Raw genomic sequence first — 22,729 nt, forward strand, 5'->3', positions numbered from 1 at the left:
GGTCGCGAGGTGGTGAGCCGGCGTCACAACATGTGGTGATTCACGTGGTGACAGCTAGAGCAGACCGCGTTCGCGGGCCCGGCGTACGGCGCCCGAGCGGTTGGTCGCGCCGAGCTTGGTGAAGATTCGTTTCGTGTGCGTGCGCAGCGTGTTCAGCGACACGTACAGCCGTCGTGCGATCTCCGGACCGGTGAGCTCGGTGTCGAGCAGCCGCAGTACGTCGAGCTCCCGCTCGGTCAGCGGTTCGATCAAGGTGGTCTGGGCAGGCGTCAGTCCTTCGTCAAGAAGCAGACGACGGTACTGCTCGGGCTCCGGCGCCGCGTCCAACGTCTCGCGCAGGACGGCCTGAGCCGCCGCGTGGTCGCCGCGCGTCTGGTGGGCGAGGGCCCGCAGTACGCCGATCTCGAGCAGACTGCCCGCGCGCCGGCCGTCGGCATCGGCCTGCAGCCGATCGAGCAGCTCTTGCACGTCCTCACCGCGGCGGATCATCAGCCTGGCCCGCGTGAGTTGGCCGTACTCGTTCAAGTACGACACCGCGTCCGGGATGTCGCGGACCCACGCCTCGGCCGCGACCAGGTCGCCCGCCGCGAGGTGTACCCGGGCGCGCATCGCCGCGATCGGCCGCAGCTCGGGATACGACCCGCGCCGGTACAGCTTCTCCGCCTCGTCGAGGGACTGCAGAGCGGCCGTGAAGTCGCCGCGTGCGACCTTGACCTGCGCCATCGCGACGTACCAGCGGTGCCGGTTCTCGGTGATCGAGCCCTGCGCGGCGAGGACCCGCGCGGTCTCGAGATGGGCCTCCGCGCTGTCGAGATCGTCCAGCTCCCGGTCGAGCTCGGCCAGGCCGACGTGCAGATCCGCCGTGACCCGCGGATACGGCTCGCCGTTGCGGGTCGCCGCCGCCAGCGTCTGCTCGAACCCCTGCCGCGCGCGCGACGGCCGCCCGGCAGCGAGCCAGAGATCACCCATCACCACCGTGCTGTCCTGCTCGTCGACGAAGTTGCCCGCCGCGTGCAGCTCGCGAACCGCCGTCGAGAACGTCGCCAGCGCCTCCTCCACGTCGCCCGCCGCCCACGCCGCGAGCGCCAGGAACCCGCCGGCGGCCCCGCGAACGAAGTGGTCCTCGGTCGCGGCCAGATCCAGCGCGCCCCGCGCGGACTCCACTGTGGCCTGCACTTCGCCCCGCGCCTGCGCCAGCGCGGCCCGGTAGATCAGGAGCATCGCCGGAGCGGTCCGCAGATCTTCGGTGTCCGCCCAGGTCGCGGCCAGCTCCGGATCCTGCGCTCCGGCCTGCAGCGCGGCCTCCGCGGCGTCGAGCCAACGCGCCATCCGGTCCAGCTCGCCGGCCATCATCGACGACCAGGCGGCCGCAATGCACAGCACCGGATTCCGTTGGACGACGGACTCCGGCAGCGACCTGATCCACCCGAGGAGCACAGCGTCCTGCCGCGCCCGCCGTACCTCGGGCAGGGCTTCCTCGATCAGCCGTCCGGCCCGCTCGTGGTCGTCAGCCGCCAGCGCGTGCCGTACTGCCTCAGGGGCCAGGTGCTGCGCGGCGTACCAGTCGCTCGCGGCACGATGCAGGCGCGGCAGCGCCTCCGGGTGTTCGGCGAGCAGGCGGGCTCGCAGGACGTCCCGGAAGAGGTGGTGGTAGCGGTACCAGACCCGGTCCGGATCCAGCGCGACCACAAAGACGTTGCCGCGATCCAGCTCGTCCAGCACCTGACTGCTCCCGGTCCGGCCGGTGACCGCGTCGCACAGCGGGCCGGTGAGGCGGTCGAGAACCGCCGTACGCAGCAGGAAGTCGCGGGCGTCGGCAGGCTGCCGTGCCAGCACCTCGTCGGCCAGGTAGTCGATGACGAACCGATGGCTGCCGGTGAAAGCGTCGATGAATCCTGCGACGTCAGGCGCGCCACGCAGCGACAGCGCGGCCATCTGAAGCCCTGCGACCCAGCCCTCCGTCCGCCCTTCCAAGGCCCGTACGTCGTCCCCGGCCAGCCGCAGCCCCATGACGTCGTTGAGGAAAGCGCCTGCCTCCGGTTCGGCGAATCGCAGGTCGTCGACCCGGATCTCCGTCAACTGCCCGCGAGCACGCAGCCGAGCCACCGGGAACGGCGGGTCCGCGCGCGTCGACAGGACCAGGTGCAGCTGATCCGGAAGGTGGTCGAGCAGGAACGCCACCGCCTCGTGCACGTCGAGCGCTTCGATGGCGTGATAGTCGTCCAGCACGAGCACGGTCGGCCCGCCGTCCCGATCCGCATAGTCGTTGACGACCGCGGTCAGCGCGGCCACCGTCGGTACGTCGGCCGCGGGCGGTGCGACCCGGAGACCGGGCAGGGCCGCCCAGAGGTGCGCCAGGAACCGCGGGAGGGCGTTGTCCCCGTCGTCGAGCGACAACCAGCCCACCCGCTCGTGCCGCGCGGCCCACTCACCGACAAGGGTCGTCTTGCCGAACCCGGCCGGTGCGGAGACCAGAGCGAGCCGATGACCGGGCGTCAGGACGCCGTCCAGACGCTCCAGCAGCCAGGGTCGTGCCACCAGCCCGGACCGCCGAGCGGGCCGGAACAGCTTCGTGGCGAGCACCGTCGTCGACACCTCTGGATGATAGATCCGGCGACCTGTAACGCCGAGGGTCGCTCCAACGATTTAGGGCAAGGACCGAAAGTGGTCGGTTCCCACATGCTCCCTTGGGGGTCCCCGTTGTCCCGTCGTACTCGTTTGCTGCGCCTGGCCGTGCCCGCGGCCGTCGTGGCCGGCGGTTTGGTGGCGCTGACCGGTTCGTCCGGCTCCGCCGCCGAGCCACGCCATCCGTACCGCCCGCCCTTCGCTGCGAAGCACGCCGCCGCGAAGGCGGAGTTCGAGCCGAACACCGTGCTGGTGAAGTTCAAGCCCAAGGCCACGGCGGCGGCGCGTAGGGCCGCGGTCGCCCGGGCCGGTGCGACGGCCGAGGACTCGGTGTCCTCGAAGGTGGTGAAGATCAAGGGCGAAGCGTCGGCGCCCGAGCTGCTGAAGAAGCTGAAGGCCGACCCGAACGTCGCGCTCGCCGCGCTGAACTACAAGCGCCGCGCGACCGCCGTACCGAACGACGAGTTCTACGGCACCGACCAGGCGGCCTACCTGAACACGATCCGGATGCCGCAGGCCTGGGACCTGTCCAAGTCGACCGGCAGCCAGGTCGTCGCCGTCCTCGACACCGGCGTCGACGCCGGCCACCCGGATCTCGTGGGGCACCTGGTGCCCGGCTACAACGCGGTGTCCAGCACCCGCCCGAACCCCGTCGACGACAACGGGCACGGGACGATGACGCTGGGCATCATCGCCGCCGCCGCGAACAACGTCGAGGGTGTCGCGGGCGTGGGCTGGAACGTGAAGGCGATGCCGGTCAAGGTGCTCGACGCGAAGGGCGACGGGTACGACGCGGACGTCGCTGAGGGCATCTACTGGGCGGTCGACAACGGTGCCGATGTGATCAACATGTCGCTCGGCGGGGCGGGCGACGACCCGATCCTGCACGACGCGGTCTCCTACGCGGTCAGCGAGGGCGTCACCGTCGTGGCGGCCGCGGGCAACGACGGCAGTGCCGACTTCCGGTACCCGGCGGCCTACCCGGAGGTCGTCGCGGTCGCGGCGACCGACGCGAGCGGCGGGCTGACGGACTTCAGCTCCTACGGCGCCTGGGTCGACATCGCGGCGCCGGGCTGGGACATCCTGACCACCGGTTCGCGCGCGTTGACCGATCCGGACTACCTGCCGTACTGGTATTGCACCGGTACGTCCTGCTCGGCGCCGATCGTCGCGGGTGTCGCAGCCCTGGTGAAGAACAAGTGGCCGGCGCTCAGCCCGGACCAGGTCGCCCAGCGCCTCGAGGGTTCCGCCCGGGATGCCGGTCCGCGCGGTACCGACTCGTACTACGGACACGGCATCCTGGACGCGTACGCGGCCCTGGGTGGCCGCTTCGCCGCCGACTTCCCGCCGGCGGTTGCGGACGGCAACGACCAGCCGATCCGTGCCAAGAAGCTGACCGGGTTCGGCTCGGCCACGGGTGCGATCGACTTCGAGGGTGACGTCGACTGGTACTCGGTCGACATCGGCTCGGACCAGGACGTCCGGGCCGTGGTCGCGGGCCCGTCCTTCGACGAGCGGTTCTATTCCGCGAACCTGGGCCCGGTCGTCGACGTCTACGACTCGAACCTGAAGTTCCTCGGTCACGGTGAGAACGAGTTCCCGGTCGTCGACCCGAACACCGGCCCGAAGTGGGGCCCGCTGACCGCGCTGACAGACGTCAAGGCGCCTGCCGGGACGATTTACGTGGCCGTGCGCAACTACAACGGGTCCAAGGTCAACCGGTCGTACACGGTGAGCATCGGGAGCAGCGGTGCCGGTGCGGTGGCGACCGGTACGGCGTACCCGCTGCGGGACGTGTTCCCCGCCGACATGTCGGCCGGTGCGCCGGCGTCGGTGAAGCCGACGGTGACCTTCGCGCGGGACATGGACGCGGCATCCGTGACCACAGGTACCGTGATGCTGCGTGACGGCACGACCGATCAGCAGGTGAACGCGATCACGACGTACGACGCCGCGACGCGGACCGCGACCATCACCCCGCAGCAGCCGCTGCTCGACAACCGGCCGTACAAGATCGAGGGCAACTACTACCTGCACGACGCCGACCACGAACCGGCGTCGTTCGGAACGGTCTTCAGCACGGCCGACCTGGCGCCGCAGGCGCTGACCTCCTTCACCGGCAGTGGGACGTACCTGGCCGCGAACCTGGCCTGGAAGATCCCGCCGACCAACGATCTCGACCAGGTGATCGTCCGGCGCAACGTCGGGAGCAAGGCGCCGACGCCGACGACCGGGACCCTCGTCTCTGCGGGCACCGGGACCTCGGTGAAGAACACCGGTCTCGCACAAGGTACGACGTACACGTATGCGGCCTGGGTGACGGACCGGACCGGGCACTACAGCCCGATCGCGGTCAAGCAGCTGCTCGGGATGAAGTCCGGCATCAGCGTGACGTCGACGCTGCTCAACTACGGCGGGGCGATCACGATCAAGGGCAGCACGTTGCGGATCGACAATCTGGCGTACGCCGGGTTGCCGGTGAACGTGTACGTGCGGCCGAAGAACTCGACCAAGTTCACGCTGCTCGCGGCGTTGAAGACCTCGTCGACCGGGACGCTGTCGTTGACGCACAAGCCGCTGGTGTCGTCGGTCTACATGCTGACGTTCCCGGGGAACGAGATGCTGATGGGCACCCGTACCGCCGACGTCACCGTCCAGGTCAGGCCGGTGATCTCGGCCGCGCTGTCACCGGCGTCGATCCGCCTCGGCGGTACGACGGCGTTCAGTGGCTACGTCACTCCGGCCCACGCCGGGCAGATCGTCTACCTGCAGCAGTACGGCAGCAAGGTGTGGAAGTCGATCGCGTCGGTCAAGCTGAGCACCTCCGGGAAGTACGCGTTCGGGATCAAGCCCGCGGTGCGCGGGCAGATCGCCTACCGCGTCTACTTCCCGGGCGACGCCGACCACGCCCCGGCGTACACGGTCAACAAGATCCTCACCGTCGGCTGAGCGGCCCGCCCACCTGACTGTACCTCTGGGTACAGTTAGGTGGGTGGAGACGGTGGAGCGGTTGATTCGCAGCACGCAGGAGTTGTTGTGGGAGCGGGGGTACGTCGGCACCTCGCCCAAGGCGATCCAGCGGGCCGCCGACGCCGGGCAGGGGAGTATGTACCACCACTTCACCGGCAAGGCGGAGCTGGCGAAGGTGGCGATCGAGCGGTCGGGGGCGGAGCTGCGGGTGGCGGCCGAGGAGCAACTCGGGGCCGACGGGACCGCGACCGAGCGGATCAGCGCGTATCTCGGGCGGGAGCGGGACGTGCTGCGCGGCTGCCGGATCGGGCGGCTGGCGGCGGATCCCGACGTGGTGGCGGATCCGGAGTTGCGGGCGCCGGTCGCGGAGACGTTCGCGTGGTTGCGCGACCGGCTGGCCGAGGTGGTTGCTGACGGCAAGCGTACGGGCGAGTTCCCGGAGTCGCTCGACCCGCAGCGGACCGCCGCGACGATCGCCGCGGTCCTGCAGGGCGGGTACGTGCTCGCCCGTGCCGCGGACTCGACCGAACCGTTCGAGCTCGCCGTCCAGGGGCTGATCGACTTGCTGGGAGCGAAATGAAGATCGGTGCGGTGTTTCCGCAGCTCGAGATCGGCGCGGACCCGAAGGTGGTGCGCGACTGGGCGACGACCGTGGAGGACGCGGGCTACAACCACGTGCTCGCCTACGACCACGTGCTCGGTGCGGACCCGGCGAACCGCCCCGGATGGACCGGGTACACCGACAAGTCCTTGTTCCACGAGGTTTTCGTGCTGTTCGGCTATCTGGCCGGCATCACCACCGAGCTCGAACTCGTGACCGGCGTGCTCGTGCTGCCGCAGCGCCAGACCGCGTTGGTGGCGAAGCAGGCGGCCGAGGTCGACGTACTGAGCGGCGGACGTCTTCGCCTCGGTGTCGGCATCGGCTGGAACCACGTCGAGTACCAGGCCTTGGGAGTGCCGTTCCGGCAGCGCGGCGCGCTGCTGGAGGAGCAGGTCGACGTACTGCGCAGGCTCTGGGCGGATCCGGTGATCTCGTACGACGGCAAGTACCACGAGATCGAGGAGGCCGGCCTGAACCCGCTGCCCGGCCGGGAGATCCCGATCTGGTTCGGCGGCAGCGCGGACGCCGTACTGCGACGGACCGGGCGGATCGGCGACGGCTGGATGCCGCAGTCGGCGCCGGACGAGACGGCGCGCGACCAGATCGCCCGCATCCGGCAAGCAGCCGAAGAGGCCGGCCGCGACCCCGCCGCGATCGGTATCGAGGCGCGCCTCACCCTGGGTGCGGTCCCGGAGCAGGACTGGCGCGCCTTCGCCGACGGCTGGCGCGACCTCGGTGCGACCCACCTCGGCGTGAACACGATGAAGATGGGGCTGTCCCGGCCGGAGGAGCACGCCCAGGTCCTCCGCGACGTACTGCCGCGCCTGCGCGACTGACGGCGCCGCAGTACGGTCGGGGTAGACCGGATCACCGATCACGAAGTATTGAGGAGTTCCCCAGTGGCAGTCGAGGTCACCGGCCCGATGGGCGAGCGGTACGACGAGATCCTCACCGAGCGCGCGCTCGGCCTGATCGAGACGCTGCACCGTGCGTACGACGGGCGGCGCCGCGAGCTGCTGGAGCGCCGCAAGCAGCGGGTCGCGGAGATCGCGGCGGGGGCCTCGCTGGGATTCCTGGCGGACACGAAGGACGTCCGGGACGACCCGGAGTGGCGGGTCGCGACCGCCGCCCCGGGGCTGGTCGACCGGCGGGTGGAGATCACCGGACCGACCGACCGGAAGATGACGATCAACGCGCTGAACTCGGGCGCCAAGGTGTGGCTGGCCGACCAGGAGGACGCCAACACGCCGACCTGGGAGAACGTCGTCGGCGGCCAGCTGAACCTGCTGGACGCGATCACCCGGCGGATCGATTTCAGCACGGACACGAAGAGCTACGCGCTGAAGCCGGATGCGGAGCTGGCCACGATCGTCGTCCGGCCGCGCGGCTGGCACCTGCCGGAGAAGCACATCCTCGTCGACGGCGAGCGGACGTCCGGCTCGCTGGTCGACTTCGCGCTCTACCTGAGCGCCTGCGCGCAGCTGCAGCTCGACCGTGGCCAGGGGCCGTACTTCTATCTGCCGAAGATGGAGTCGCACCTCGAGGCGCGGTTGTGGAACGACGTGTTCGTGACAGCGCAGGAGGTGCTCGGCCTCCCGCGCGGGACGGTCCGCGCGACCGTGCTGATCGAGACGTACCCGGCCGCGTTCGAGATGGAGGAGATCCTGTACGAGCTGCGCGAGCACTCGGCGGGTCTGAACGCGGGCCGCTGGGACTACATGTTCAGCGTGATCAAGACGCACCGGACCCGCGGCACGGACTACCAGCTGCCGGATCGCAACAGCGTGACGATGACGGTGCCGTTCATGCGTGCCTACACCGAGCTGCTGGTGCGGACCTGCCACAAGCGCGGCGCGCACGCGATCGGCGGTATGGCGGCATTCATCCCGAGCAAGGACCCGGCGGTGAACGAGCAGGCGTTCGCGAAGGTCGAGGCCGACAAGACCCGCGAGGCCGGCGACGGCTTCGACGGCTCGTGGGTGGCGCACCCCGGGATGGTCGAGACCTGCCGGAAGGTCTTCGACGCGGTCCTGGGCGACCAGCCGAACCAGGTCGGCAAGCTCCGCGAGGACGTCGCGGTCACCGCGGACCAGCTGCTCGACGTCGCGGCCACGCCGGGTGACATCACCGAGGCCGGTCTGCGCAGCAACGTCAGCGTCGCCGTCCAGTACCTGGCCGCCTGGCTCGACGGCACCGGCGCCGTCGGCATCTTCAACCTGATGGAGGACGCGGCCACCGCGGAGATCTCGCGCTCGCAGATCTGGCAGTGGCGCCGCAACCAGGTCACCCTCGACACCGGGGAAACGGTCAGCACCGAATTGGTCGAGCGGATCGCCGACGAGGAGATCGGCAAACTCGGCACGCCGGAGCGGTACGACGCGGCGCGTGCGCTGTTCCTGGAGGTGGCGCTCGCCGACGAGTACGTCGACTTCCTGACACTGCCGGCGTACGAACGCTTCAGCTGACCAGAAGGCCGCGCGCAGGCAGGACCGGTCTGGATCAATTACGGTAATGGCCGTAAAGCGTTGACATCGACGCTCCGACGGCCCTACGGTCGCGCCATAAGTCGAGTTGAGGACGCCAGAAAGGCGGCACTCCATTGCGCGCGAGCTCGGTTCCCCTGGCCGGTCAGACCCGGCGTGATTTCCTGCGACTGTCCGGACTGACCCTGGCCGCGATCGGCGGCAGTTGGTCTCTCACCGGATGCGGTCTGTTCGGTGATGACTCCAAAGCGGCCGACGGCCAGTCCACCTTGAAGATCGACTACGTACCCGTCGAAGTGCTCGACCCGCAGGTGATCACCAACGGCATGTGGATCCTCAGCCGCGGGATCTCCGAGGGTCTGGTCGCCCAGAACGAGAAGGGCGACGGCGTCGTACCGGCCGTCGCGTCCGAGTGGAAGATCTCCGACGACCACCTGACCTACACGTTCACGTTGCGCGACAACGCCCAGTGGTCGGACGGCAAGCCGGTCGTCGCACAGGACTTCGAGCGGACGTACAAGCGGCTGTTCACGCCGGCCGGCGGCTCCGCGGGCGGTACGACGCTCGGCGCCAACAGCTATCAGACCGCCACCGGCATCAAGGGCGCCCAGGACTTCCTGGCCGGTGTGCTGACCGACTGGGCGCAGGTGGGCGTGAAGGCGACCGGGGAGCACGAACTCGTGCTGACCCTGTCCAACCCGAACCCGGACTTCCTGCTCGCGCTGACCCATCCGGCGATGCTGCCGCTGCCGATGGACCTGGTCGAGAGCAAGCCGAAGGACTGGCAGAACCCGCCGAACTACGTGTCCAACGGGCCTTACACCGTGACCGAGTGGGTGGCGAACTCGCGGCTGATCCTGACGCCGAACGCGAAGTACTGGGACCGCGACAACGTCAAGCTGGGCCGGATCCAGGTCAACCTGGTCGAGCCGAGCGCCGCCGCGACCGCCACCGTCCCGTACGAGAACGGCGAGACCGATCTGGTCCAGCTCTCCGGGCCGGATGTACTGCGGTTCCAGAAGGACGCGGACCTGTCGAAGCAGCTCAAGCAGACCGAGAACTACAGCATCCTCTACCTGGCGAAGCTCCGCAGCCAGCACAAGGCGATGGAGGACGTCCGGGTCCGCAAGGCGCTCTCGCTGGCGCTCGACCGCAAGACGCTGGCCGGTGTGCAGCCGGGCCAGCAGCCGGGCGTCTCGCTGGTGACCAGCCGGACCGCCGGCTGGGACGACAGCATCGCGATCAAGGAAGACGTCGCCGAGGCGAAGCGGCTGCTTGCCGAGGCCGGCTACCCGAACGGCCAGGGCCTGCCGCCGGTGCGGATCCTCGTCGGCGTACCGGACACCACCCTGGCCGACGCGATGGTGGACAGCTGGACCAAGCAGCTCGGCATCAAGGCGAGCGTCGACCACGTCGAGGCCGGCGTGTACACCGAGCGTCGCTGGCAGGTGCAGAAGGGCAACTACATCGGCTTCTACTACGGCACCTTCGCCGGCCTGCCGACCTGGCCGACGATGGTCGGCTCGCTCTGGTCGCCGAAGAACGTGCAGGAGATCAGCCTGCCGAGCGACCAGTGGCAGGCGTACCAGGCCGTGCAGGACAACAAGAACCTGAAGCCGGCCGAGAAGACCCAGCAGCTCAAGGCGATCCTCGCCGCGCACGCCTCGAAGCCCGCGCAGGACATCGCCGCACTGGTCGACCAGGCCGCCAAGGAGCCGGACGACGCGAAGCGACTCGGGTTGTACAAGCAGGCCGCGAAGCTGCGCGAGGAGCAGTACCTGTACCTGCCGGTGCTCTGGCTGAGCCTGTTCCACGCCGTCAAGCCGAAGGTGCAGGGCCTGCAGCTGCGGGCCTATCCGGACTACTTCTACCTCAAGCCGCTGAGCGTGGAGAGCTGACGTGGGGCTCGCCGTCTACATCGGCAAGCGGGCGGTCCGGCTGGTCCTGTCCATGGTCGCGGTCTCGATCCTGACGTTCACCCTGCTGCAGCTGGCGCCCGGCAACTTCGCCGACCTGCAGCGGGTGAACAGCGGGGCCACCAACTTCGGCGGTGTCGGCACCGAGTCGATGGTCGGCGAGCTCGAGTCCCGGTACGGCGCCGACGTACCGGTCTGGAAGCAGTACCTGATCTTCATGAAGGGCGCGGTCGTCTGGGACTTCGGGCCGTCGTACAAGTACGCCAGCCGGAACGTGCAGGACATCATCGCGGAGGCGTTCCCGGTGTCGGCCACGCTGGCGGTGCTGGCGGTGCTGCTCGCGCTGCTGATCGCCGTACCGGTCGGGGTGTTCGCGGCGTTGCGGCAGAACAGCAAGAGCGACCACGCGACGATGTTCGCGGTCACGCTCGGGCACGCGTTGCCCAGCTATCTGACCGCGGCGTTCATGATCCTGCTGTTCTCCGCGACGCTGAAGTTGTTGCCGTCGGGCGGATGGAACGGCCCGGAGGACCTGGTCCTTCCGGTGCTCGCTCTGAGCCTGGGGCCGGCCGCGGTGCTGGCGCGGTACGTGCGGTCGAGCATGCTGGAGACCTTGCGCGAGGAGTACGTCACCGCTGCGCTCGCCAAAGGCGGTCCGCGGCGTACGGTCATCGTCCGGCACGCGCTGCGCAACTCGCTGATCCCGCTCGTCACCGTCGCCGGACCGCTGCTGGCAGCGCTGATGACCGGCACCGTGTTCGTCGAGGCACTGCTCCGGATCCCCGGCCTGGGGTTGTACTTCGCCAACGCCGCCGCCAGCCGGGACATGCCGCTGCTGATGGGTACGGCGTTGTTCTTCGCGCTGATCCTGATGGTGACCAACCTGGTCGTGGACCTGATCTACGGACTCCTCGATCCCCGAATCCGGACCGTGGGAGGTGGGGCCGATGACGGCCACTGAGGGCGTCGAGGCCGCCGGTGAAGCGGCCGTCGTCGGTACCGTCGGCGACCCGGAGCCGATCGAGCGCGGTACGACGGCGCGCGGACCCTGGGCGCGGGCATGGTCCCGGTTCCGCAAGCACCGGTTGGCGTTCGGGAGCCTGGTCTTCTGTGCGTTCCTGATCGTCATCGCACTCGCCGCGCCGCTGATCGCGCCGTACGGCTACGAGGAGACCGACATCCAGCACAAGCTGGCCGGTCCCGGCTCCGCGGGGCACCTGCTCGGCACGGACCTGCTCGGGCGGGACATTCTCAGCCGGCTGATCTACGGTCTGCAGACCGCGCTCACCGTGGCGTTCGGCGCCGAGCTGACGGCGCTCGCGCTGGCGCTCGCGATCGGACTGCTCGCGGGCTACCTCGGCGGGCGCGTCGAACAGTTGCTGATGGCATTCACCGACGTGATGTACGCGTTCCCGAGCTACCTGTTCGCGGTCGTGATGGTGACGGTGCTCGGCCGCAGCATCGTCGCGCTGGTGGTCGCGATCGGGATCGCGTCCTGGGTCACGCAGGCGCGGCTCGTCCGCGCGCAGGTGATGACGCTGAAGGAACGCGAGTACGTCGAGGCGGCCCGATCGATGGGCGCGAAGGGCACCACGATCGCGATCCGGTACATCCTGCCGAACGCGATCGGGCCGATCCTGGTCACCACGAGCTTCGCGATCCCGGCCGCGATCGCCGCCGAGGCAGGGCTGGCACTGCTGGGACTCGGCGTCCAGCCGCCGACGCCGTCGTGGGGCGCGATGATCAGCGAGGGCAGCCGGTACCTGCTGGCCGCGCCGCACATGCTGGTCGCTCCGGCGGTGCTGTTCGCGCTGACGCTGCTGGCGTTCACCTGGATCGGTGACGGCCTGCGGGACGCCTTCGACCCGAGTGGAGAACAGCGATGAGCGACGAGGCGTTGCTGTCCGTCCGCGGGTTGCGGACCACGTTCCGGCGCGACGGCGCCGAGCCGCTGACCGCGGTCGACGGGGTGTCGTTCGACGTACGCCGCGGGCAGGCGCTGGCGATCGTCGGCGAGAGCGGAAGCGGCAAGAGCGTCACCATGCGCAGCGTCATGGGCATCCTGCCGCGGACCGCGCGGATCACCGGCGGCCAGGCGCTGTTCGGCGGGCGGGACCTGCTGGCGATCGGCGACAAGGAGCTGCGCAAGGTCCGCGGGCGGGACATCGCGATGGTGTTCCAGAGCGCGATGGAGGCGATGAACCCGACGCTGACGCTGGAGCGTCAACTGACCGAGCACCTGCTGTGGCACGGCCTGTGCACGAAGGCCGAGGCCCGCCAGCGCGCCGTCCGGGCGCTCGGCGACGTCGGCATCCCGGACCCGGAGAAGCGGATCCGCACGTACCCGTTCCAGCTGTCCGGCGGGATGCGCCAGCGGGCGATGATCGCGATGGCGATGGTGACCGAGCCGGCGCTGCTGATCGCCGACGAGCCGACCACCGCGGTCGACGTCACCGTCCAGCGGCAGATCCTCGACCTGCTCGCGGAGCTGAAGAACCGCGGCACCGGCGTCATCATGATCACGCACGACCTGGGCGTCGCGCGCTACTTCTGCGACGACGCGGTCGTGATGTACGCCGGGCGCGTGGTGGAGCGGGCGCCGATGGGGCGGCTGCTCGACGATCCGCGCCACCCGTACAGCGTCGGCCTGCTCGGATCCGGCGTCGAGGTCGGCGGCCGGGACCTGCCGCTGCGGCCGATTCCCGGCAGCCCGCCCGACCTGTCCCGGCGTCCCGAGGGCTGCCCGTTCCATCCGCGGTGCGCGCGGGCCGAGCTGCCGCGCTGCGCGACCGAGCAAGAGATCCTGACCATCGGTCCCGGCCGGGACGCCGCGTGCTGGAAGGTGGCCGTCGATGCCTGACGAACTGGTTCGCGCTTCATCGGTGACGAAGATCTTCCGGACGCGGGCCGGCGAGGTCCGCGCCGTCGACGACGTCTCGCTGACCGTGCACCGCGGCGAAACGCTGGGCCTGGTGGGCGAAAGCGGCAGCGGGAAGTCCACGATGGCGCGGCTGATGATGGGACTGCAGACGCCGACGTCGGGCAGTGTCAGCTTCGACGGTCGCGATCTCGGCACGCTGCCGGCCCGCGAGTTGCGCGAGCTCAGGCCGCGGATGCAGATGGTCTTCCAGAACCCGTACGGCTCGCTGCTGCCCCATTTCAGTGCCATCGGCAACGTGATGGAGCCACTGCGCTTGCACGACCGAGGTTCCAAGGAGTCCCGCCGTGCCAAAGCGTTCGAGTTGCTGGACCTGGTCGGCATCAACACCGGGCATGCTGAGCTGTACCCACGGCAGTTCTCCGGCGGTCAACAACAACGCATCGCGATCGCCCGCGCGCTCGCACTCGAACCCGATCTGCTGGTCTGCGACGAACCGACCTCGTCCCTGGACGTCTCCATCCAGGCCCAGATCCTCGACCTCTTCACCGACCTACGCAACCGCCTGGGCCTGTCCTTTCTCTTCATCTCGCACAACCTCGCGGTCGTAGAACGCCTGGCTGACCGGGTAGCCGTCATGAACAAAGGCCAACTGGTCGAGGAAAGCACCACCGAGAACCTGTTCCGCGCCCCCCAAGACCCCTACACCCAACAACTCCTCTCCGCCGTCCTCCCCATCCGCCAGGACTGAGCTTCCGGCGTACGGACTGCCGTCGAGTCGTGGCAAAAGGTTCTGGGCCGAGGGCACGAGTCGTGGGAAACGGTTGTCGAAAGGCGCCCAAATCCACGACTCGGCGGGTGCCCGGAGGCCGGCCTGGTCGGCTCGGCGGGACCCGTGGCTGGGCGGCTTGCTTAGTTGGTGAAGCGGAGGTTGGGGATTGTGGTGAGGTTTATGCCGTAGCGGGCGTAGACCTTGGTGGTGTTTTCGCCGGTCAGCTGGTGTTCGGAGATGTTCAGGGCGTTGGCGACTTCCAGGACGTGGTTGCGGGAGTGGCCTTCGATTTCCAGGTAGGGCGGGATGAGGGGCCACTGGTCGAGTTCGAGGTCTGCGCCTTGGAGTTCGAAGCTGGTGCGGTGGTTCTCCTGGTACGACTTCGGGTGGAAGCCGATCTGTTGCAGCAGCTCGTTGGTGGTCTCGAAATCGCCGACCGCGACCTCGGTCTCGGTAGTGCCGTCGATGCCGTCGTGGGCGATCTGCTTGACGGTCAACGTCACCTCGGCGCCCGCGTCCCGCAGCCGGATCCAGCGGGACTCGTCACCCCGCACGACGTCGTACACGTAGCGCCTCATCAGCCGGTCGGCCACGCGACGCCCGCCGAGGGCAAGGATTCGGCCGGCGATTTCGTGCGGGTCGACGTCCAGGACTTTGGCTTCGAACTCGATGACCATCGGCTCCCTCACGACGAGAAGGATCAACTCACAGCGTTGGCGATGGTATCCGCGATGGCCCGGGTTTCGTCTTCGGTGCCCAGGAGGTAGGGCTGGGGGAGCCAGATGGTGTCGGTGGAGACCAGGTCGGCGTTCGGGCAGGGGTGTTCCGGGTAGGGCTGGCCGAGGCGGGTGGTGATGGCCTGGGACTCGCGGAGTACGGCGGCGTTGCGGTGCAGCGGGACGTAGCCGGAGGAGGCTCGGTCGAAGCCTGCGGCTCTGAGGGCCTCGAGTACGGCGTCGCGCCGACCGGGGACCCGGAGCATGAAGAGGTGCCGGCCGTGGGCGGTGATCGCCGGATCGTCGGGGGCGAGCTGGATGCCGTGAGCCTTCTCGAGCAGGTCCGTAAGCAGACGCGCGTTGCCTTCGCGGACCTCCTGCAGTTGCGGGTGGCGACGGAGCTGGACCCGAAGGATCGCGGCCTGGAACTCGGTCAGCCGCAGGTTGTACCCGACGGTCTCGTGCTGGTACCACCCACCGCCGGGAACCCGTCCGACGTTGACCAGCGAATACACCGCACCGGCCAGCTCCGGAGAATCCGTGACTACGACGCCGCCCTCGCCGGCCGTGATGTTCTTGCTGCTCTGGAAGCTGAAGGTGCCGAGGTCGCCGATCGCGCCGACCGCGCGCCCCTTGTACGCCGCGCCGTGCGCCTGCGCGGCGTCCTCGACGATGGTCATTCCGTGCTTCGCGCCGAGCGCGGTGAAGGCATCCATGTCCGCGGGACGGCCGGCGAGGTGGACGACGACGACCGCCTTGGTCCGCTCGGTGATCGCGGCCTCGGTGGCGACCGGGTCGAGCAGATGGGTGTCCGGGTCGACGTCGGCGAAGACCGGCACCGCGCCGACGAACAGTGCCGCCGAGGCGGTGGCGATGAACGTGTACGGCGGCACGATCACCTCGTCGCCGATGCCGACGCCGGCGGCCTTCAGCGCGACCGCGATGGCGAGCGTCCCGTTCGCCAGACACACCGCGTGCCCGGCCTGCTGGTACGCGGCGAACTCCCGCTCGAACGTCGCGACGACGTCACCGCTCGTGCTGCCCCACTTCCCCGAGTTCAGCACCTCGAGCAGGGCGTCGGCCTCTTCCGTGCCGTACTGCGGCCACGACGTCATGGTGTGATCACCCATCTGTTGTCTCCGGCAACGATATCGGCGGTCAGCTCGACGAAGGGCCGCCCGAACCGGATCACCGTCCGGGCGGATCCGCTGCCCTCCTTGACGACCGGCCCGGTCCCGGGATTCGGTACGGCGAGGAGCACCGCGGCGCTCGGCACCGCCTCCACGGACTGCGCCAGCACTGCCAGGCCGTCCGGGTGCGGCGAGACCGACAGCTCGACGCCGCGCCGGCTCCGCTCCCAGCTGTTGATCCGGGTCGCCGTCCACCACGGCATCCCGCGTCGCCGCGCCTCCGCTGCGAGCTCGATGCACGCGGCCCGGGTCGGCGGGCGCAGATGCAGGTGCGGCCCGTGGAACAGGAAGTGCGCGACACCGTGGACCGCCTGGGCGCCGTCCAGGATCACGTCCCGGACGGCGACATGCCCGGCCCAGGCGAGATCCTGTGTGTGCAGCGGCAGGTTGAGGACGTCGTACAGTCGATTGCTCTCGGCAACGGGTGCAAGCGGGAACGAGACGTGGGACGCGCCGAACGTGAACCCGACATCGCCCTGCTTGCTCGGCCCGCGCGACTCGTCGATCTGGATGCCGAGCCGCTCGCACCACGTGTAGAAGTCCGTCCACCCTTCCCAGCGGGTGTAGTGGTTCTTGTTCGAGACGATCTGCTCGGTGCCCGTGACGGCCTGCGCCCAGGCGTACTGCGCCCGCGCGAACGGCCAGCCCCACACCGCGAGGTCCGCGTCGCCCATCGCGTTGTAGTGCAGGGCGTTCTCGTGCCCGGCCGCGGTGATCGCGGCGTACAGCTCCGGTGAGTACCCGCCGGGAAAGACGTGGCACCAGGTGACCTCGACACCGGCCGCGGCGAACGCGTCGAGCGCCGCCTGACCGTGCTCCTCGACGTTCTGGTCGGAGTCGTGCGACATGTGGGCTACCGCGTCGACACCCGACGGCCAGTACCAGAGCGAGGGCACCGCGGCGCCGGTCTGCGAGGCGCTCCACCACAGGCTCTGCGCGAACAGCGAACACCACCAGTCGGCCTGCGGCTGGTCGAACATCGGTACGGCGCTCGGCGGCGGATAGACATGCTGGAACGCCGGATCCAGCGGCGGCTCACCCGGCGGCATCGCCCGATCCGCGGCGAAGCTCAGCACCATCCCGTCCTCGCACTTGAGGATGCCGTCGTCGATCGGCGCCGTACCGTCCGCGGCCGGCTGACCGTCGGCGGTGACGGCGTACCCCTGCTGGATCCGGACGATCGTCTGCCACAGGTCGACGCCGTACGTCAGGACGACACCCCGGCCGAGCCGGCGGAGCGTGATCGCTGCGGCATCATCGGACTGCCAGCGGGCGAGCACCTCGACGTCGTTACCGCGGAGCCGGCTCCCGCCGACGGCGTGCAATGCGACCGGCGGCCGGGAGGACCAGACAGGGGTGTCCGCGAGTACGACGTGATCCTCCGGCACCGAACCGTCGGCCGAGACACCCGCGAGCACTGCAAGCGGTCCGGGGTCGCCGACGAGGATCAGCGCGCCGCCGTCGTGCACCCACTGCTCGAGCTCGTCGGTCGGACCGGTATCAGGCGTGGTCGCGTGGATCAGCACAGAGACGTCGCCGGGCGGCGCGGCACTTGCCGCCAGAGAGCTGTAAGGCACCCGAAGATGCCCGAGGACCTCGGCCAGGTAGACCCACCAGGCGTCCTGACCCGCCTGGTGGGCCCGCTCGGTCGCCGCCTGGTCGTCCACCACTGCGACTGCATGAAGAGGCACGCGAACCACCCTGCCGTAGCCGGATAGCTTCGGCAAGGCCTGAATATCTCTTATGGACGTCCGTAATAACTAGGTCTAGCGAGGAATCTTCTCGACCAGCAACTGGTACGGGCGCGGCGGCCGGCCGAGCTTGCTCGAGCGAGGCGGCGGCATCGGCCAGGCGAGTCCCTCGTCGACCAGCGTGCTCAAGGTCCGGCGCGCGGTCCGCAGCGTCACACCGAGCAGCTCCGCGACCTTCTCGGCGTCGACCACCCGCTCGGTGTCGTTCGCGTTCTCCAGCTGCTCGGCGAGCGTGGCCAGGATCTGCAGCGCCCGGGAGTCCGCGGGGACGGAGCGCTCGGCGGTCCGGGTCCGCTCGCCGGGGATCTGGAGCACGAAGCCGTGCGGTCCGACCACGAACGCGGTGTCGCCGCCGGCCGCCTTGTCGACGGCGGACTGCGCGTTCACCTCCGCCTCGCGGGTCGACGTACCGAGCCCGATGCCGACCTCCAGCCGGATCCCGAGCTCCTCGGAGATCCGGTCCAGGAACGGCGCCATCGACAGGTTGTCGGTGGCCAGCCGCAGCGAACCCATCGTCGTGACGATGAGGAAACTGTGCTCGTCACGCGGCACCACGGCAGCGTCCATCGGGCGGGCGTCGCGCAGCAGCTCGCGATGCAGCGACAGGCGAAGCTCCTGGTACCAGTACGCGCTGGCGCTGGCGTGCGCCGGCAGCGACGCGGCGGGCACCCGGACGATCATCGTGACGATCCGGGACTCCTCGAGCTTCGCGCCGCCGCCCATCAGGACAGCCGTGGTCAGCGCCTGCCGGATCGTCATCGACGACGGCGTCATCCGCAGCACCGGTACTCCGGCCTTCTGCAAGGCGACGTCGACGGTCGGCACCGTGGTGACCGCCCCGGTGGTTCGGCCGCGCTCGTACAGCGAGCGGTGGAAGTCGAGGAACGTCCCGGCCGACTCCGGCCCGGTGTACTCCTTCAGCCGTACGCCGGACGCGCTCAGGCCGATCTCCTCGTACACGTGCGAGAGGTCCCGGCGGGACATGGTGTCGACGCTGATCCGGGCCGGGTCGAAGACCTTCTCGAGGACGCCGCGGAGCAGGGTCGAGAAGAGCGCCGGCCCGCCGCTCGGCACGTACGTCGCCGGGACCGGCAGGCCGCCCGCGACCGCCACGTCGTACGGCAGCGGTCCGGCGAACAGGAACGCGTCGACCCGCGAGGCGATCCGCGCCGCCTGCTCGTGCGCGTCGTGCTCGTCGGAGTAGACGGCGGTCTCGAGCCGCAGCGCGGGGTTGTCGAGCTCGCGGGCCAGATTCATGATCCGGTGCACGATCTGCTCGGCCCCCACAACGCCGACCGTCACCTGCTCATGCGTCGCCACCTCGTCAGATTAACGGTCGACGTTGACCGTCGGGATCCCGCCGCCGGCCCGCGCGATGATCGCCAGCGACGGCTCGCCGCTGGGGTTGCTCTCCCGGTGGATCGTGAACGCGGGCACGTGGACGAAGTCGCCGGCGACCGCGTCGAGGTACTCGCCGGAGCCCTCGAATTCGAGCCGCAGCACGCCGGAGACGATGTAGAGACTGCTCTCGTTCTTGTCGTGGTGGTGCCATCCGGAGATCGCACCGGGCTGGGTGATGACCTGGCCGGCCCACAGGATCGGGAGCTCGAAGGCTCGCATCCGGAGCATGCCGGACGTCGGGTCGGCGGCGACCAGGTCACCAGCCTTGATCACACGAACTGGCTCGCTCATACCTCCAGTGTCAGCGCTGGGGGTACGCGGCGTCGACCTCCACCTCGACCAGCCAGCCGGACACCGGGAGGTTCTCGATCTCCAGTGCGAAGCGGGACGGGCGCGCCTTGTTCACCACGAACGGCTTCGCCGGCGGCGCCGTACCGAGCGGGACCGGGACGTAGGCGCCGGTGGTGAGGTCGGTGTTGGCGAAGTACTGGCGGTACGCGCGGTTCCACCCGGCGAAGTCGGCGACCGTGGCGCCGGCGGGGTTCTGCAGGAAGACCCGCATCGTGTAGACGTCGGCGTACGACAGCCCGGCCGCGGCGAGGTTCTCGCCGATCCGCCGGAGTGCGTTGATCCCTTGGGCCTCGGTGATGGTGACGCCCGCGGGCAGCGTCCCGCCGGGGAAGATCGCGGTGTCGACGTACGCCGCCTCGGACCCGGACGGAGCGCCCGTGTTCAGCGCCGACGGGCCGATGCCGCTGGTCTTGTAGACGGGGGTGTTCGCGCCGACGCCGACACCGGTCGCGATCATCGGGTTGGCCTGACCCGCCGGCAGTGCGGGTACGACGGTGCCGGGCTTCGGCGGCTTCGGCTTGTCCCACCAGCCGGCCGCTGTCCCGGCGCCTGCGCTGAACGAGACGACGAGGGCGACGGCCCCGGCGATCAGGCGAGTCTTCATCGGCTCGCCACCCGGCTGTGCAGGGCGGTCACGGCCGCGCGGGCGGACACCATCGCGCCGTGCTGCCAGGCGATGGCGTGCGACAGGTGGTCGCCGGCGAAGTAGATGTTGCCGGTGGCCTCGAGCAGCCGGGCGTAGATCCCGTCGGTCTGCGACGGCCAGCTGACCCAGGACGCCTCGGAGTACTTGGTGCCCATCCAGTTCACCGAGAACGACGCCTTGACGTCCTTCGCGTACACGTCGCCGTGCATCTTGGCGCCTTGCATCAGCGCGCGCTCCAGCCGGCCGGCCGGTGTCATCGCGCCGTACAGGTTCGCGTTGGCGCCGGTGTTGTAGTAGCCGATCACGGTGCCGCGCTCGCCGTGGAAGCCGTACGACGGGTACCAGGTGTTCACGGTGTCGAGGCTGCTGTTGGTGATGCCGCCGTAGATCCGGTGGTCCTCCTCCCACCAGCGCCGGCCGTACTCGATGCCGATCTTGCCCGCGTTCGTCGGCCGGGCGTACTTGAGCGCCTCGATGATCGGCGCCGGCAGGTTGGACGGCACCTTCGCGGCCAGGTGCGGCGGCAGCGTGCAGATCGCGTAGTCGGCGGTCAGCATCCGGGTCCGCGGGCCGCTCTTGTAGGTGACCTGGACGCCGGAGCCGGTGTTGGTCAGCCCGGTCACCTCGGCGCCGTACCGGATCTTGTCCTTGCCGATCGCGCGCTCGAACGCGTACGGGATCCGGTCCATCCCGCCGACCGGCTGGAACATCATCATCGCCTGGTCCCAGCCGAACTCGAACGAGAAGTAGTTGCCGACGCCGCTGGCGAAGACGTCGCTCAGCGCGTACGGCGCGGCCGTCGTGCCGCCTTCCATTCCGGCGCCGGGCTCGACCGTGTAGCCGCGCCGGCCGTCAGCGCCGGTGTAGGCGAAGCCGGACGCCTTGTTGCCGATCGAGCCGAAGCTGCTGAGGAAACTGATCAGCGCCTGCTTGTCGGTCGCCGTCAGCTTGGCGTCGAGCGCTCCCTGGTCGGCGGCGGTGGCGAGCAGTTCGGCGACGTAGCCGTACACGTCCGCCTTGGCGGTGCGGTGCCGGATCGCCTTGTTGGACAGGCTGCTGGTGCCTTCGCGGTACAGGTACGCGTCGGCGTTCTGGTTGACGAACGGCTCGATCGCGACGCCGAGCTCGCGGCAGTAGTCGAGCGTCACGTGGTGCTGCGGGAGCCGTCCCGGGCCGGCGTTCATGTACTGGCCGGGGGAGAACGTCGCGCGCTGGGTGTTCCCGGCGAGATCGGTCTCGACGGTGCCGCCGCGAACGGTCCAGTTCCGGCCGCCCGGGCGGGTGCGCGCCTCCAGCAGGGTGACCTGGTAGCCGGCCTTCAGCAGCTCGTACGCCGAGGTGAGCCCGGCGATCCCGGCGCCGAGGACGACGACGTGCTTGGTGCCGCGGCCGTTGAGATCGGCCCGCGACGGGGCGGCGTACGCGGGTGTCTCGGCGACGCCCGTGAGGCCGAGCGCCGACATGGTGGAGTACAGCACCCCCGCTCCACCGGTGATACCGACCTGCTGCAGGAACTGACGTCTGGTCTGCGCCATGCCTTCTCCTCACTGGGCAACGGGGTAGCTGACCAGAAAGGTAAGGACATGGTGTTTTCGGAGCGTGTCAGGATCGTGACGGATCGACGCTCGTACCGACAGGTATGTTTCTGATTAACGAACCTGTTGGAGCAGCGCCCTCGCTACCCCGGCGACCTCGGCGTAAACACCGGGCTTGCCGGGCTGTGCGCAGCCCTGACCCCAGGAGACGAGTCCGAGCAGGCGGCCGTTGAGGACGAGGGGGCCGCCGGAGTCGCCCTGGCAGGCGTCGATGCCGCCGGCGAGGTAGCCGGCGCAGACGTTGGTCGCGGCGGCGTACCCGTTGGACACGTAGCTCTTGTTCGCGAGGCAGGTCTTGTCGCCGAGGTCCGGTACGGCGGCCTTCTGCAGGGTCTCGTCCGGCCCGGTCTCCTGCGTGTCGCCCCATCCGTAGACGGTCGGTACGGCGCCCGCGCGATCCGCCCGCGCGCGGGTCTCGAGCGGCAGCACCGGTACGCCGGTGAAAGGCCGCGCCAGCGTCAGCACCGCCACGTCGTACCGGTTGTCCTTCGTGTTGTAGCCCGGGTGGATCCACACCTTGCTGATCTCCGACACCCGCCCGACCGAGTCGTCGGCGAGGTCCGCCCGTCCCTGGACCGCGTAGTACGTCGACACCGCCTCGTCCATGCAGTGGGCCGCGGTCACGATCTTGTTCGGCGCCACCAGCGCGGCCCCGCAGTAGCGGCCGCCCGACGCCGCGGACTGCGTGTTGTTCAGGGCGATCGCCCACGGTGCCTCGGCAGTGCTCGCCACCGTCCCGCCGACGATCACCGGCTTCGCTCCGGCGGTGGCAACTAGCAGGACAGCGGCCAACAGCACCGCCTGCACTCTCCGTGAAACGATCATCGCTGTAGG

General features: G+C 69.6%; 18 protein-coding genes. 9 read left to right on the top strand and 9 right to left on the bottom strand.

Annotated features, from left to right (window positions below):
* Window positions 1-54: 54 nt before the first annotated feature.
* Window positions 55-2,595, bottom strand: coding sequence for a LuxR C-terminal-related transcriptional regulator (locus AB0I12_RS33210; RefSeq protein WP_359937225.1), 2,541 nt, complete (start codon window positions 2,593-2,595; stop codon window positions 55-57).
* 105 nt (window positions 2,596-2,700) lie between these two features.
* On the opposite strand from AB0I12_RS33210, the gene AB0I12_RS33215 reads away from it, so the two are divergent.
* The 9 genes from AB0I12_RS33215 (at window position 2,701) to AB0I12_RS33255 (ending at window position 14,224) form a co-directional block, all read left to right on the top strand.
* A complete protein-coding gene (locus AB0I12_RS33215; RefSeq protein ID WP_359937227.1) occupies window positions 2,701-5,574 on the top strand; it encodes a S8 family serine peptidase in 2,874 nt (957 codons plus the stop codon).
* Between the two features lie 43 nt (window positions 5,575-5,617).
* Complete coding sequence (locus AB0I12_RS33220; RefSeq protein ID WP_359937229.1) at window positions 5,618-6,175, top strand: TetR/AcrR family transcriptional regulator; 558 nt, start codon at window positions 5,618-5,620, stop codon at window positions 6,173-6,175.
* On the top strand, window positions 6,172-7,032 hold the full coding sequence (locus AB0I12_RS33225; protein WP_359937231.1) for an LLM class F420-dependent oxidoreductase: 861 nt from the start codon (window positions 6,172-6,174) through the stop codon (window positions 7,030-7,032). The genes AB0I12_RS33220 and AB0I12_RS33225 overlap by 4 nt, the downstream gene beginning before the upstream one ends.
* A 63-nt stretch (window positions 7,033-7,095) precedes the next feature.
* Window positions 7,096-8,661, top strand: coding sequence for a malate synthase A (gene aceB, locus AB0I12_RS33230; RefSeq protein WP_359937233.1), 1,566 nt, complete (start codon window positions 7,096-7,098; stop codon window positions 8,659-8,661).
* A 134-nt stretch (window positions 8,662-8,795) separates the two neighbouring features.
* Entirely contained in the window at window positions 8,796-10,577 is a 1,782-nt protein-coding gene (locus AB0I12_RS33235; protein ID WP_359937236.1) for a peptide ABC transporter substrate-binding protein, read from the top strand.
* A 1-nt stretch (window position 10,578) separates the two neighbouring features.
* Window positions 10,579-11,556, top strand: coding sequence for an ABC transporter permease (locus AB0I12_RS33240; RefSeq protein WP_359937239.1), 978 nt, complete (start codon window positions 10,579-10,581; stop codon window positions 11,554-11,556).
* Window positions 11,543-12,481, top strand: a complete 939-nt coding sequence (locus AB0I12_RS33245) for an ABC transporter permease (protein WP_359937242.1) — start codon at window positions 11,543-11,545, stop codon at window positions 12,479-12,481. Before AB0I12_RS33240 ends, AB0I12_RS33245 begins: the two co-directional genes overlap by 14 nt.
* Window positions 12,478-13,455 carry an ABC transporter ATP-binding protein gene (locus AB0I12_RS33250; protein ID WP_359937245.1) on the top strand — a complete coding sequence of 326 codons (978 nt, stop codon included), beginning with the start codon at window positions 12,478-12,480 and terminating at the stop codon, window positions 13,453-13,455. The genes AB0I12_RS33245 and AB0I12_RS33250 overlap by 4 nt, the downstream gene beginning before the upstream one ends.
* Complete coding sequence (locus AB0I12_RS33255; RefSeq protein WP_359937248.1) at window positions 13,448-14,224, top strand: ATP-binding cassette domain-containing protein; 777 nt, start codon at window positions 13,448-13,450, stop codon at window positions 14,222-14,224. The genes AB0I12_RS33250 and AB0I12_RS33255 overlap by 8 nt, the downstream gene beginning before the upstream one ends.
* A gap of 161 nt (window positions 14,225-14,385) precedes the next feature.
* On the opposite strand, the gene AB0I12_RS33260 is transcribed toward AB0I12_RS33255, so the two are convergent.
* The 8 genes from AB0I12_RS33260 to AB0I12_RS33295 form a co-directional block, all read right to left on the bottom strand.
* A complete protein-coding gene (locus tag AB0I12_RS33260) occupies window positions 14,386-14,934 on the bottom strand; it encodes a CYTH domain-containing protein (RefSeq protein WP_359937251.1) in 549 nt (182 codons plus the stop codon).
* A gap of 11 nt (window positions 14,935-14,945) precedes the next feature.
* Entirely contained in the window at window positions 14,946-16,091 is a 1,146-nt protein-coding gene (locus tag AB0I12_RS33265) for a DegT/DnrJ/EryC1/StrS family aminotransferase (RefSeq protein WP_359937254.1), read from the bottom strand.
* On the bottom strand, window positions 16,073-17,842 hold the full coding sequence (locus tag AB0I12_RS33270; RefSeq protein ID WP_359937257.1) for a hypothetical protein: 1,770 nt from the start codon (window positions 17,840-17,842) through the stop codon (window positions 16,073-16,075). Before AB0I12_RS33270 ends, AB0I12_RS33265 begins: the two co-directional genes overlap by 19 nt.
* A gap of 75 nt (window positions 17,843-17,917) precedes the next feature.
* Window positions 17,918-19,222 carry a hypothetical protein gene (locus AB0I12_RS33275; RefSeq protein ID WP_355699835.1) on the bottom strand — a complete coding sequence of 435 codons (1,305 nt, stop codon included), beginning with the start codon at window positions 19,220-19,222 and terminating at the stop codon, window positions 17,918-17,920.
* Between the two features lie 9 nt (window positions 19,223-19,231).
* Entirely contained in the window at window positions 19,232-19,594 is a 363-nt protein-coding gene (locus tag AB0I12_RS33280) for a cupin domain-containing protein (RefSeq protein WP_359937260.1), read from the bottom strand.
* Between the two features lie 10 nt (window positions 19,595-19,604).
* The gene (locus AB0I12_RS33285; RefSeq protein ID WP_359937263.1) at window positions 19,605-20,258 is read right to left on the bottom strand and encodes a Rid family hydrolase; all 654 of its coding nucleotides are present in this window, start codon (window positions 20,256-20,258) and stop codon (window positions 19,605-19,607) included.
* Window positions 20,255-21,835, bottom strand: coding sequence for an FAD-dependent oxidoreductase (locus AB0I12_RS33290; protein ID WP_359937266.1), 1,581 nt, complete (start codon window positions 21,833-21,835; stop codon window positions 20,255-20,257). Before AB0I12_RS33290 ends, AB0I12_RS33285 begins: the two co-directional genes overlap by 4 nt.
* A 114-nt stretch (window positions 21,836-21,949) precedes the next feature.
* Window positions 21,950-22,720, bottom strand: coding sequence for a serine protease (locus AB0I12_RS33295; RefSeq protein ID WP_359937269.1), 771 nt, complete (start codon window positions 22,718-22,720; stop codon window positions 21,950-21,952).
* Between the last annotated feature and the right edge of the window lie 9 nt (window positions 22,721-22,729).

Origin of the sequence: Kribbella sp. NPDC050459 (assembly GCF_040655315.1) — a bacterium.
Lineage (GTDB): Bacteria > Actinomycetota > Actinomycetes > Propionibacteriales > Kribbellaceae > Kribbella.

What these genes read in the sequence shown, in the direction of transcription:
- AB0I12_RS33225 (WP_359937231.1), top strand. Translation starts at nt 6,172, where the DNA reads ATGAAGATCGGTGCGGTGTTTCCGCAGCTCGAGATCGGCGCGGACCCG.
- AB0I12_RS33245 (WP_359937242.1), top strand. Translation starts at nt 11,543, where the DNA reads ATGACGGCCACTGAGGGCGTCGAGGCCGCCGGTGAAGCGGCCGTCGTC.
- AB0I12_RS33250 (WP_359937245.1), top strand. Translation starts at nt 12,478, where the DNA reads ATGAGCGACGAGGCGTTGCTGTCCGTCCGCGGGTTGCGGACCACGTTC.
- AB0I12_RS33255 (WP_359937248.1), top strand. Translation starts at nt 13,448, where the DNA reads ATGCCTGACGAACTGGTTCGCGCTTCATCGGTGACGAAGATCTTCCGG.
- AB0I12_RS33265 (WP_359937254.1), bottom strand. Translation starts at nt 16,091, where the DNA reads ATGGGTGATCACACCATGACGTCGTGGCCGCAGTACGGCACGGAAGAG.
- AB0I12_RS33280 (WP_359937260.1), bottom strand. Translation starts at nt 19,594, where the DNA reads ATGAGCGAGCCAGTTCGTGTGATCAAGGCTGGTGACCTGGTCGCCGCC.
- AB0I12_RS33285 (WP_359937263.1), bottom strand. Translation starts at nt 20,258, where the DNA reads ATGAAGACTCGCCTGATCGCCGGGGCCGTCGCCCTCGTCGTCTCGTTC.
- AB0I12_RS33290 (WP_359937266.1), bottom strand. Translation starts at nt 21,835, where the DNA reads ATGGCGCAGACCAGACGTCAGTTCCTGCAGCAGGTCGGTATCACCGGT.
- AB0I12_RS33295 (WP_359937269.1), bottom strand. Translation starts at nt 22,720, where the DNA reads ATGATCGTTTCACGGAGAGTGCAGGCGGTGCTGTTGGCCGCTGTCCTG.